Origin of the sequence: Streptomyces paludis (genome assembly GCF_003344965.1) — a bacterium.
Lineage (GTDB): Bacteria > Actinomycetota > Actinomycetes > Streptomycetales > Streptomycetaceae > Streptomyces > Streptomyces paludis.
Genome location: NZ_CP031194.1, coordinates 3,516,068 through 3,527,981 on the forward strand (window position 1 = coordinate 3,516,068; position 11,914 = coordinate 3,527,981).

8 protein-coding genes are annotated in these 11,914 nt (G+C 67.4%); 5 read left to right on the forward strand and 3 right to left on the reverse strand.

All coding sequences use genetic code 11. The features are described 5' to 3' along the window. Positions 1-33 precede the first annotated feature (33 nt). Positions 34-1,152 (forward strand): lipid II:glycine glycyltransferase FemX, encoded by a 1,119-nt coding sequence (locus DVK44_RS15450; RefSeq protein WP_114660202.1) that lies wholly within the window; start codon positions 34-36, stop codon positions 1,150-1,152. 57 nt (positions 1,153-1,209) lie between these two features. Continuing rightward, complete coding sequence (locus tag DVK44_RS15455; RefSeq protein ID WP_114660203.1) at positions 1,210-2,241, forward strand: alanine racemase; 1,032 nt, start codon at positions 1,210-1,212, stop codon at positions 2,239-2,241. A 138-nt stretch (positions 2,242-2,379) separates the two neighbouring features. Here the strand turns inward: DVK44_RS15455 and DVK44_RS15460 are convergent, their stop codons facing one another. Further along, a complete protein-coding gene (locus DVK44_RS15460) occupies positions 2,380-3,870 on the reverse strand; it encodes a glycosyltransferase family 87 protein (RefSeq protein WP_114660204.1) in 1,491 nt (496 codons plus the stop codon). Positions 3,871-4,017: 147 nt separating this feature from the next. Beyond that, positions 4,018-6,717: a transglycosylase domain-containing protein gene (locus DVK44_RS15465; RefSeq protein ID WP_114660205.1), complete on the reverse strand. Its 2,700-nt coding sequence runs from the start codon at positions 6,715-6,717 to the stop codon at positions 4,018-4,020. A gap of 368 nt (positions 6,718-7,085) precedes the next feature. On the opposite strand from DVK44_RS15465, the gene DVK44_RS15470 reads away from it, so the two are divergent. From DVK44_RS15470 to DVK44_RS15480, 3 genes are all read left to right on the forward strand, one after another. Further along, positions 7,086-7,802: a PadR family transcriptional regulator gene (locus DVK44_RS15470; RefSeq protein ID WP_114660206.1), complete on the forward strand. Its 717-nt coding sequence runs from the start codon at positions 7,086-7,088 to the stop codon at positions 7,800-7,802. Between the two features lie 60 nt (positions 7,803-7,862). Next, on the forward strand, positions 7,863-8,945 hold the full coding sequence (locus tag DVK44_RS15475) for an inositol-3-phosphate synthase (protein ID WP_114660207.1): 1,083 nt from the start codon (positions 7,863-7,865) through the stop codon (positions 8,943-8,945). A gap of 117 nt (positions 8,946-9,062) precedes the next feature. Next, on the forward strand, positions 9,063-10,325 hold the full coding sequence (locus DVK44_RS15480; protein WP_114665154.1) for an MFS transporter: 1,263 nt from the start codon (positions 9,063-9,065) through the stop codon (positions 10,323-10,325). 63 nt (positions 10,326-10,388) lie between these two features. Here DVK44_RS15480 and DVK44_RS15485 read toward each other — a convergent pair whose 3' ends face one another. Continuing rightward, positions 10,389-11,855 carry a CCA tRNA nucleotidyltransferase gene (locus DVK44_RS15485; protein WP_181957465.1) on the reverse strand — a complete coding sequence of 489 codons (1,467 nt, stop codon included), beginning with the start codon at positions 11,853-11,855 and terminating at the stop codon, positions 10,389-10,391. Positions 11,856-11,914 lie beyond the last annotated feature (59 nt).

Here is an 11,914-nt window from a genome sequence, read left to right on the forward strand (position 1 = left end):
CCATGGGGACACACCTGCCGAGGAGCGCCCCGTATGAGCCTGACCCTGAGGACCATCAGCCGTGAGCAGCATCTGGCATACATCCAGAGCCTGCCCGCGGCGAGTCACTGCCAGGTCCCGGCATGGGCTGACGTCAAGACGGAGTGGCGCTCCGAGAACCTGGGCTGGTTCGACAAGAACGACCAGCTCGTCGGTGCCGGACTCGTGCTCTACCGTCAGCTGCCCAAGATCAAGCGCTATCTGGCCTATCTGCCCGAGGGCCCGGTGCTGAACTGGTACGCGCCCAATCTCGACGAGTGGCTTCAGCCGATGCTGGCGCATCTGAAGCACCAGGGCGCCTTCTCGGTGAAGATGGGCCCGCCGGTGGTCATTCGCCGCTGGAACGCGGCGGCGATCAAGTCCGGCATTCAGGATCCGGATGTCAAGCGGCTGCGCGATGTGGAGGCTTCGCACATCGAGCCGCGCGCCTTCGAGGTGTCGGACCGGCTGCGCAAGATGGGCTGGCAGCAGGGCGAGGACGGCGGTGCCGGATTCGGTGACGTACAGCCGCGCTATGTCTTCCAGGTGCCCTTGGCGAACCGCTCGCTGGACGATGTCCTCAAGGGCTTCAACCAGCTGTGGCGACGCAATATCAAGAAGGCCGAGAAGGCCGGCGTCGATGTCGTCCAGGGCAGTTACGAGGACCTGGCCGAGTGGCAGCGGCTGTACGAGATCACGGCCGAGCGGGACCGCTTCCGGCCGCGCCCGCTGTCGTACTTCCAGCGCATGTGGTCGGTTCTGAACACCGAGGACCCGAACCGGATGCGCCTCTACTTCGCCCGCCACGAGGGCGAGAACGTGGCCGCGGCGACGATGCTGATCGTCGGCGGGCATGTCTGGTACTCGTACGGCGCCTCCGCGAATCACAAGCGCGAGGTGCGCCCGTCGAACGCGATGCAGTGGCGGATGCTGCGGGACGCCTATGCGATGGGCGCGACGGTCTACGACCTGCGCGGTATCTCGGACTCACTGGACGAGACGGATCATCTCTTCGGCCTGATCCAGTTCAAGGTGGGAACCGGCGGCGAGGCCGTCGAGTACATCGGCGAGTGGGATTTCCCGCTCAACAAGCTGCTTCACAAGGCGCTCGACATGTATATGTCGCGCCGCTGACGTCAAGACTCTCCTTTTCTGAATACATCGCAGCCAAGAGAAAGGTCCCGGACCGGCATGGCGCTCTCCCTCTACGTCGACACCGCGCGCTGGCGGGCGCACCAGAAGTCGGTCATCGAGCAGTTTCCGGGACTTGTCCCGGTCTGCAAGGGCAATGGTTACGGCTTCAGTCATGAGCGTCTCGCCGATGAGACCAATCGCTTCGGTTCCGACACGCTGGCCGTGGGGACCATTTACGAGGCCGCTCGGATAAAGGACTGGTTCAGCGGCGATCTGCTGGTGCTGACGCCTTTCCGGCGGGGCGAGGAGCCGGTGCCGCTGCCGGACCGCGTGGTGCGTTCCGTGTCCTCCGTCGACGGGGTCTTCGCGCTGGTGGGCGCGCGCGTGGTCATCGAGTGCATGAGTTCGATGAAGCGTCACGGGGTGAAGGAGGAGGAGCTGGGCCAGCTGCACGCGGCCATAGAGGATGTGCGGCTGGAGGGTTTCGCCCTGCATCTCCCGCTCGACCGTACGGACGGTTCCGACGCGGTCGAGGAGGTCATCGCGTGGATGGACCGGCTGCGGGCCGCCCGGCTTCCGCTGCACACGATGTTCGTGAGCCATCTCGCGGCCCCGGAGCTGGCGCGCTTGCAGCAGCAGTTCCCGCAGACCCGGTTCCGCGCGCGGATCGGTACCCGGCTGTGGCTGGGTGACCATGACGCGACGGAGTACCGGGGTTCGGTGCTGGATGTGACGCGGGTGGTCAAGGGGGACAGGTTCGGTTACCGCCAGCAGAAGGCCGCTTCGGACGGCTGGCTGGTGGTCGTGGCGGGCGGAACGTCGCACGGGGTGGGGCTGGAGGCTCCGAAGGCGCTGCACGGGGTGATGCCCCGCGCGAAGGGCGTCGCCCGGGCGGGTCTGGCCACGGTGAACCGGAATCTGTCGCCGTTCGTGTGGGACGGCAAGCAGCGGTGGTTCGCCGAGCCGCCGCACATGCAGGTGTCGATTCTGTTTGTGCCGTCGGACGCTCAGGAGCCGAGAGTGGGCGACGAGCTGGTGGCGCATCTGCGCCACACGACGACACAGTTCGACCGGCTCGTCGACCGCTGAGCCGCAGTCGCACGCTCCGCGCACGCTTCTTTCCGGGCCCTGGGGCCCTCGGCGGCCCTCACGGGCCTGCCGGGGGCCCCTTCGGCGTTCCGGGCCACCCGGGCCGTTCAAACGCCGGTGGAGGGCGTCAAGGGGTACTCAGAGCGTCTCTGGGGGCCGTACGCCCCACTCCACCCGCTCCCGCTCGACCTGCTGTGCCTCGTACGGAGCCGGGCGGCGGGCCTGGCCGAGGACGAATCTGTCCTCGGCGCCGTCCAGGATGCCGCCGGACGGGTCGTCGGAGCCGTCGGCCCGTACACCGTCCCGTTCGGGCATCAGGATGTCCCGTACGACGAGCGCGCAGAGATAGAGCGTGCCGGCCAGGTGCAGGGCGATGGCGAGCTGGTAGCCCTCGGCGGGCAGTCCTTTGTGGGCGTCGCCGCTGGTGGTGTAGGCGAGGTACATCCAGATGCCGAGGTAGTACAGGACCTCGCACGCCTGCCAGATGAGGAAGTCGCGCCAGCGCGGCCGGGCGAGGGCGGCCAGCGGGATCAGCCACAGGACGTACTGCGGTGAGTAGACCTTGTTGGTGAGGATGAACGCGGCGACGACCAGGAAGGCGAGCTGGGCGAAGCGCGGACGGCGGGGCGCGGTGAGGGTGAGGACAAGGATGCCCGCGCAGGCCAGGAGCATCAGCAGCGTCGCGTACGTGTTGACGACACCGACGTCGATGGAGGTGCCGGTGCGCTGGGTGATGATCAGCCAGAAGGAGCCGAAGTCGATGCCCCGTTCCCGGCTGAAGACGTAGAACCGCTTCCATCCCTCGGGCGCGAGCAGCATGACCGGCAGGTTCACCGCCAGCCAGGCGCCGGCCGTAGCGAGGACGGCCGTGCCGTACTCGCGGAACTTCCCGGCGCGCCAGCAGAGCAGGAACAGCGGTCCGAGCAGCAGTACGGGGTAGAGCTTGGCGGCGGTCGCCAGACCGATGAGGATGCCGAACGCCAGCGCCCGCCCGCGGGCCCACATGAGCATCGCGGCGGCGGTGAGCGCCACCGCGAGAAGGTCCCAGTTGATGGTGGCGGTGAGCGCGAAGGCGGGGGCGAGGGCGACCAGCAGGCCGTCCCAGGGGCGACGCCGGTGGGTGCGGGTGACACAGACCGCGATGACCACGGCGCAGATCATCAGCATGCCGGCGTTGACCATCCAGTACATCTGCTCGCGGTACTGCATGGATCCGCCGGGGGTGAACCAGGAGGCGACCTCCATGAAGAGGCCCGTCAGGACGGGGTACTCCAGGTACTGCATATCGCCGCTGATGCGGTCGAAGTACGGGACGAGGTTGTCGGCGAAGCCGCGTCCCAGGTAGAGGTGCGGGATGTCCGAGTAGCAGGCGTGCGTGTACTGGGAGCTGGCTCCGCGGAACCAGGCCCAGTTGTAGCAGGGCATCTTCTGCACCATGCCCAGCGCGAACATCCCGATGGCCACCAGCGCGACGACGCGGACGGGGGTCAGCCGGCTGCTGCCGATCCAGGCCCAGCGGCCGATCGGACCGCCGATCAGCTCACTGCCGGCCGCCGCCACCTCGTCCCGCCGCGTGGGCGGTACGTCCGGCCGGTCCTGGTGCACGGTTGTCTCTTCTGCGCTGGGCATGGCGCCCATCCTGCCGTACGCCTCTGTGGACGCGGCGAGGGCCGCCGCACCGCGCGTACGTGTTTCCGTACGTGCCCGGTGCGACGGCCCTCGTGGCGGGTTCCGCGGAATCCTCAGGATGCCGCGGGCTCCTCTCGGGACCGGCAGCTAACTCTCGCCTCTGCTGCCTCCGAAGATTCCTGTGCCGCCGCCGGCATCGCTGCTGGTCTCGTCCTCGGAGGGGGTCGGAGAGGCGGATTCCCCTCCGCCGCTGCCTCCGCCGCTGTCGGTGCCTTGATCGGTACCGGTGTCGCCGCTGCCGCCGTTGTTGCCATTGCCGCCGTTGTTGCCATTGCCGCCATTGCCGTTGCCGCCGCCATTGCCGCAGCCGACCAGGGGGAGACAGGTATTGGTCGGGGACGACTTCGGGGGCTCCGAGGCGGTCGGCTCCGAGGACGTGTCCGTGGGGGTCTCCGAGGGACTCTCCGACGGCGTCTCGGAGGGGGACTCCGAGGGGCTCTCGGACGGGCCGGCGGGTTCGCCGTCGATCACCGCGTCACCGATGGGCTCGGGCTTGGGGAACTTGAGGATCTTCTCGTCCTTGAGCGCCTCGCTCATGTAGTCGTGCCAGATCTCGGCGGGGAAGGACGCTCCGTGGATCGAATCCTGATCGCCGGTGCCGTACATCTGCAGGAACTCGCGGTTCTTGTTGTTCTCGTCGTCGTCCATGCGGTACATGTCGATGGCGGTGGACAGCTGCGGCGTGTAGCCCACGAACCAGGCCGACTTGTTGCCGTCGGTGGTACCGGTCTTGCCGGCGACATCGCGCCCTTCCAGCTTGGCGCTGGTGCCGGTGCCCTTTTCGACGACGGTCTTCAGTACGTCGGTGACGTTGTCGGCGACCGCGGCGGAGAAGGCCGTCTTCTCCTTGCCCTCGTGCTTGTAGATGGACTTGCCGCGCTTGAACACCTCGGTGACGGAGTAGACGTCACGCTGCTTGCCGCTGGCGGCGAAGGTGGCGTAGGAGCCCGCCATCCGGATGGCGCTGGGGGAGGAGATACCGATCGAGAACGACGGCACTTCGGACTTCGAGAGCGTGTCGTCGTCGCGCAGGCCGGCGTCGATGGCCGCCTGCCGTACCAGCGGGATGCCGATGTCCATGCCCAGCTGGACGAAGGGGGAGTTGGCCGACTCGCGCATGGCCTCACGGAGGTCGATGGGCCCGTACGACGCGTCGCCGTCGTTCGTCTGGAGCCACTCCTTGCCCTCTTCGTTGGTCCAGACCGAACCGTCGTAGTTCTTGATCTTCACCTTGTTGTCGCCGTTGTAGATCGACTTGTCCGGCGAGACCTTCGTCCGCTGCGCGTCGGACTGCTCCCGTCCGAGCTTCTTGTCCCGGACGCCGTTCTTCATGGCCGCGGCCAGGACGAACGGCTTGAAGGTCGAGCCGACCTGCGCGCCCGTCTTGTCGGCGTTGTTGGTGAAGTGCTTGGTGGCGTCCTCACCGCCGTAGATGGCGACGATCTTCCCGGTGTCCGGCTCGACCGAGGCGCCGCCGAACTGGACATGGGTGTCGGTCTTGGGACGCTTCTCGGGGTCGATGTGCTCCTTCTGGATCTTGACCACGGCCTTCTCCAGCGCCTGGACCTTCTTCTTGTCGAAGGTCGTGTGGATCTCGAAGCCGCCCTTGGCGAGATCCTCGACGGTGTGGCCAGCCTTGTTGCTGTTGACGAAGTTCGCCCGCGCGAGGTCGACCAGGTAGCCGATCTGACCGCCGAGATCGTCGTTCTGCTTCAGCTTCTTCGGCATCGGGAACTTGGTGAACTCGGCACGCTTGGCCGCGTCGAGGTGGCCGTCCTTCACCATCTCGTCGAGGATCCACCTCCACCGCTTCGTGGCCCGCTCGGTGTTCTTCTCAGCGGTGGCGTTCGAGTTGTACGCGACATTGCCGGCCGGGTCGTAGAAGGTGGCGCCCTTGAGGAGCGAGGCGAGGAAGGCGCACTCGCTCGGGCTCAGGTCGACCGCGTCCTTGCCGTAGTACGTACGGGCGGCGGCCTGGATGCCCCAGGCGCCGCGTCCGAAGTAGGAGGAGTTGAGATAGCCCTCCATGATCTGGGGCTTTTCCATCTCGGCGTTCACCTTCATGGCGATGAACAGCTCTTTGAACTTGCGGTCCAGCGTCTGGCTCTGGTCGCCGAGCCGGGCGTTCTTGACGTACTGCTGGGTGATGGTCGAACCACCCTGCGTGTTGCCGCCCTTGGCCATGTTGTACAGCGCGCGGGCCATGCCCTTGAAGTCGACGCCGGGGTCGTCCTCGAACGACTTGTTCTCGGCGGAGATGACCGCGTGCTGCATCGCCTTGGGGATCTTGGCGATCCCGACCTCCTGCCGGTTCTTCGTACCGCCGGTCGCGGCCATCTGCGAGCCGTCGTCCCAGTAGTAGACGTTGTTCTCGGCCCTGGAGGCGAGCTGCCGGTCCGGAACCTGGACGAGGGCGTAGGCGACGGTCCCGGCGGCGAGGATGGAGCCGACGACACCGACCCCCAGCGCGGTCGTCTGCTTCCACGACGGCATCCAGCGCTGCCAGCCGTCCTTGCCGTGGCGCGGGTAGTCGATCAGCCGCTTCTTGGACGGCTCGGCGCGGCCGGAGTCCCCCCCGCCGCCGCGCCGCCCACCGCGCTGGGCAGCCCGTCTGGCCTCGGCCCTGCTGCTGAAGGGGCGCTCCTCGCTGTCGTGCGCGGCGGAGGGCGATTCGGTGCTTTCTCGGGAAGGCGCGGCGCGGCGGCCTGACGACTGCTGGGACGCACGCCTGGCCGCGGCACGACCGCCCCCCTCTGGCTGTGGCGGCTTGCGACGGTGCTCGCTCATCGAACGACTACTCCTCGGGCAGGCGTGTACGCCTGGAAACGGCTGGTGAGTTCCGGTCCCCCGACATGAACACGGACCGGCCCGGCATCGGACTCATCCGGCATGCAGCCGGTAAGCCGGCAGACATGGCGGTCACCGGTGTCCCTCGGGCCCCGGTGGTCTGCATGCCGCACAGACTACGCACGGTCAAAACCAACCGAGAGCTGAAGTTCACCCTAAAACAGGCAAGTTGCTTCATGAGAATTGTGGATGTGACGCCGTTCACCATGAGCCCCCTTGTTCCCACCCGCACTCCGTTCTATCGTCAAGATGTATCGAGTCGATACATCAGCACGGCATAAGCACCCCGGAGAGCGGAGGAGGCGAGAGTGAGCAGACGCTCGGGCATCCTTGAGTTCGCCGTCCTCGGCCTGCTCCGCGAGTCCCCGATGCACGGCTATGAGCTGCGGAAACGGCTCAATACGTCACTGGGGATCTTCCGGGCCTTCAGCTACGGGACGCTCTATCCCTGCCTCAAGACGCTGGTGGCCAACGGCTGGTTGATCGAAGAGCCGGGCAGCGCCCCGGAGGACGCGCTCGCCGCTTCCCTGGCGGGCCGCCGGGCCAAGATCGTCTACCGGCTGACGGCGGACGGCAAGGAGCACTTCGAGGAACTGCTGTCGCACACCGGCCCCGACGCCTGGGAGGACGAGCACTTCGCTGCTCGGTTCGCCTTCTTCGGGCAGACGGAGCGCGAGGTGCGGATGCGGGTGCTGGAGGGCCGGCGCAGCCGGCTGGAGGAGCGGCTGGAGAAGATGCGCGCCTCCTTGGTCCGTACGCGCGAGCGTCTCGACGACTACACGCTGGAGCTTCAGCGGCACGGCATGGAGTCCGTGGAGCGCGAAGTGCGCTGGCTGAACGAACTCATCGAGAGCGAGCGGGCGGGACGGGATCAGAGACGGTCCGTCCATGCAGAGCCCGCTGAACAGAAAGGCGCCTCCGAAGAACCGGACGGCCTGCCCCGGCACCAGGACGCCGCGTCTTCCGGGGGTACGCCCCCGGGACGTCCCGGACCGCCGGATCCGTCCGCGGAAGGCGCCGGGTGAGATCTCGCATCTCCGCGAGGCTTCATCACGACCACTGAGATCACACAGGGAGCAACCGGAATGGGTTCCGTACGCGTAGCCATCGTCGGCGTGGGCAACTGCGCCGCCTCACTGGTGCAGGGCGTCGAGTACTACAAGGACGCCGACCCGGCGGGCAAGGTGCCGGGGCTGATGCACGTCTCGTTCGGCGAGTACCACGTACGGGACATCGAGTTCGTGGCCGCGTTCGACGTGGACGCGAAGAAGGTCGGCCTCGACCTCTCGGACGCCATCGGTGCCAGCGAGAACAACACCATCAAGATCTGCGACGTGCCGTCCAAGGGCATCACGGTGCAGCGCGGCCACACCCTCGACGGCCTGGGCAAGTACTACCGCCAGACCATCGAGGAGTCGGCCGAGGCGCCGGTGGACATCGTCCAGGCGCTCAAGGACAGCGAGGCCGATGTCCTGGTCTGCTACCTGCCCGTCGGCTCGGACTCGGCTGCGAAGTACTACGCCCAGTGCGCCATCGACGCCAAGGTCGCCTTCGTCAACGCCCTTCCGGTCTTTATCGCCGGCACCAAGGAGTGGGCGGACAAGTTCACCGAGGCCGGTGTCCCGATCGTCGGTGACGACATCAAGTCCCAGGTCGGCGCCACGATCACGCACCGCGTCATGGCGAAGCTCTTCGAGGACCGGGGCGTCGTCCTGGACCGCACGATGCAGCTGAACGTCGGCGGGAACATGGACTTCAAGAACATGCTTGAGCGTGAGCGCCTGGAGTCCAAGAAGATCTCCAAGACGCAGGCCGTCACCTCGCAGATCCCCGACCGGGACCTGGGCGCCGACAACGTGCACATCGGCCCGTCGGACTATGTCGCCTGGCTCGACGACCGCAAGTGGGCGTATGTCCGCCTTGAGGGCCGCGCCTTCGGCGATGTCCCGCTGAACCTGGAGTACAAGCTGGAGGTCTGGGACTCCCCGAACTCCGCCGGTGTCATCATCGACGCCGTCCGCGCGGCGAAGATCGCCAAGGACCGCGGTATCGGCGGCCCCATCCTCTCCGCGTCCTCGTACTTCATGAAGAGCCCGCCGGTCCAGTACTTCGACGACGAGGCCCGCGAGAACGTCGAGAAGTTCATCGCAGGCGAGGTCGAGCGCTAGTCGCCCTCCCCGCACCAGCCCAGCCGCTGGTCACATAAGTAACGAGAAGGGTCACCGGACCGCCGTCCGGTGACCCTTCTCGTTGTCCCCGTCGTGACGTGTGTGACCCTGGCCCACATGCCTGTCGGACGTGAACTGCGTGTGCTCCTGCGTCTTGGCGACTTCCGCCGGCTGCTGGCGGTCCGCCTTCTCTCCCAGGGCGCCGACGGCGTCTTCCAGGTCGCGCTTGCCGCGTACGTCGTGTTCTCCCCCGAGAAGCAGACGTCGCCCGCCGCGATCGCCTCCGCCATGGCGGTGCTCCTGCTGCCCTACTCCCTGGTCGGCCCGTTCGCCGGGGTGCTGCTGGACCGCTGGCAGCGCCGTCAGGTGTTCCTGTACGGGAATCTGCTGCGGGCGTTCCTGGCGAGCTGTACGGCGCTGCTTATCGTGGCCTCCGTGCCCGACTGGCTCTTCTACGCCTCGGCGCTCTCCGTGACCGCGGTCAACCGGTTCGTTCTCGCCGGTCTCTCGGCAGCGCTGCCGCGGGTCGTCGACGACGAGCATCTGGTGATCGCGAACTCTCTCTCACCGACGGCCGGCACGCTGGCCGCGACAGCGGGCGGTGGGCTCGCCTTTGTCGTACGGCTCGCGGTCGCCGATTCCGATGCCGCGGTGGTCCTGCTCGGCGCCACCCTCTATCTCTGCGCGGCACTCACCTCCCTCCTGCTGGCACGCGAGCTGCTCGGCCCCGATCCCGCACTGCTCCAGCCACGGCTGAGGGCAGCACTGGCTTCCACCGCGAAGGGGCTCTCCGACGGGGTGCTCCATCTGGTGGAGCGGCGGGCGGCGGCCCGCGCGCTGGCCGCCATGACGGTGATGCGCTTCTGCTACGGGGCCATGACCGTGATGGTGCTGATGCTGTGCCGCTACGCGTGGACGGAGCGCGAGTCCGACGGGCTGGCGCTGCTGGGGCTCGCGCTCGGTATATCCGGGGCGGGATTCTTCGCGGCGGCGGTCCTCACACCATGGGCGGTGTCGCGGCTCGGCCCGTACGGATGGATGGCGCTGTGCGCGGGGGCGGCGGCTGTTCTGGAGCCCGCCCTCGGGCTGCCTTTCGCCCCGGTGCCCCTGCTGATAGCCGCGTTCGTCCTCGGGCTGATCACCCAGGGCGCGAAGATCGCCACGGACACCGTGGTCCAGACGTCGGTGGATGACGCGTTCCGGGGCCGGGTCTTCTCGCTCTATGACGTTCTCTTCAATATCGCCTTTGTGGGCGCCGCGGCGGTGGCCGCGCTGATACTGCCGGCGGACGGCCGGTCGGCCCCCCTCGTCATAATGGTCGCCGTTCTCTATGCGGCGGTCGCCGTGACCCTGACGCGCGGGAGGCGATGTTTCACGTGAAACATCGCCTCCGGGACACCGCGCGTGGGTCATGTTTCACGTGAAACATGACCCGTATAAGACTCAGCCGCGCTCCGCCCACCACTTCTTCAGAGCGGTGACGGCCGCGTCATGGCCCACCGGTCCGTTCTCCAGCCGCAGCTCCAGCAGGAACGCGTAGGCCGCACCGATCTCGGGGCCGGGCCCCACCCCGAGGATCTTCATGATCTGGTTGCCGTCCAGATCGGGTCGGATGGAGTCCAGCTCCTCCTGCTCCTGGAGCTGAGCGACGCGCTCTTCCAGACCGTCGTACGCCCGGGAGAGGGCGGTGGCCTTCCGCTTGTTACGGGTGGTGCAGTCCGAGCGGGTGAGCTTGTGCAGCCTCTCCAGCAGCGGACCGGCATCCCGCACATAGCGCCGTACGGCCGAGTCGGTCCACTCACCCGTTCCATAGCCGTGGAAGCGCAGATGCAGCTCCACCAGCCGCGAGACGTCCTTCACCAGCTCATTGGAGTACTTGAGCGCGGTCATCCGCTTCTTGGTCATCTTCGCTCCCACCACCTCGTGGTGGTGGAAGGAGACCCGGCCGTCCTTCTCGAAGCGCCGCGTCCGGGGCTTGCCGATGTCATGGAGCAGTGCCGCGAGCCGGAGGACCAGATCGGGGCCGTCCTCCTCCAGGTCGATGGCCTGTTCCAGAACGATCAGCGAGTGATCGTAGACATCCTTGTGCCGGTGGTGCTCATCGTCCTCCAGCCGCAGCGCGGGCAGCTCGGGCAGGATGTGGTCGGCGAGTCCGGTGTCGACGAGCAGGGCCAGCCCCTTACGGGGGTGGGTGGAGAGAATCAGCTTGTTCAGCTCGTCCCGTACCCGCTCGGCGGAGACGATCTCGATACGGCCGGCCATGTCCTTCATCGCCGCGACCACCTCGGGCGCCACATCGAAGTCGAGCTGCGCGGCGAATCGCGCGGCCCGGAGCATCCGCAGCGGATCGTCGGAGAAGGAGTCCTCCGGGGTGCCGGGTGTGCGCAGTACTCGCTCGGAGAGATCCTTGAGCCCGCCGTGGGGGTCGATGAACTCCTTCTGCGGCAGCGCGACGGCCATCGCGTTCACCGTGAAGTCCCGGCGGACGAGATCCTGCTCGATGGAGTCCCCGTAGGACACCTCGGGCTTCCTGGAGGTCCGGTCGTACGCCTCCGAACGGTAGGTCGTCACCTCGACCAGGAAACGCTGATCGGTGTCCCCGACGCGCGCGTCCTTCTGGCAGCCCACCGTGCCGAAGGCGATCCCGACCTCCCACACGGCGTCCGCCCAGGGCCGGACGATCTTCAGTACGTCCTCGGGCCGGGCGTCGGTCGTGAAGTCCAGGTCATTGCCGAGCCGGCCGAGAAGGGCGTCCCTGACCGAACCGCCGACCAGCGCGAGGCTGAATCCGGCCTCCTGGAATCGGCGCGCGAGATCGTCGGCGACCGGGGACACCCGCAGCAGTTCACTGACCGCGCGGCGCTGCACCTGGCTGAGGGCACGGGGATTGTCTTCATTGGCGTTCGGCACAACAGAAAAGATTACGTGCCGCGGACCGCGAGGGCGCCCCCGTTTCGGCTCCCCCGGCT

Coding starts and splice junctions, on each gene's coding strand:
- DVK44_RS15480 (WP_114665154.1), top strand. CDS start 9,063: ATGCCTGTCGGACGTGAACTGCGTGTGCTCCTGCGTCTTGGCGACTTC.
- DVK44_RS15460 (WP_114660204.1), bottom strand. CDS start 3,870: ATGCCCAGCGCAGAAGAGACAACCGTGCACCAGGACCGGCCGGACGTA.
- DVK44_RS15465 (WP_114660205.1), bottom strand. CDS start 6,717: ATGAGCGAGCACCGTCGCAAGCCGCCACAGCCAGAGGGGGGCGGTCGT.
- DVK44_RS15455 (WP_114660203.1), top strand. CDS start 1,210: ATGGCGCTCTCCCTCTACGTCGACACCGCGCGCTGGCGGGCGCACCAG.
- DVK44_RS15475 (WP_114660207.1), top strand. CDS start 7,863: ATGGGTTCCGTACGCGTAGCCATCGTCGGCGTGGGCAACTGCGCCGCC.
- DVK44_RS15450 (WP_114660202.1), top strand. CDS start 34: ATGAGCCTGACCCTGAGGACCATCAGCCGTGAGCAGCATCTGGCATAC.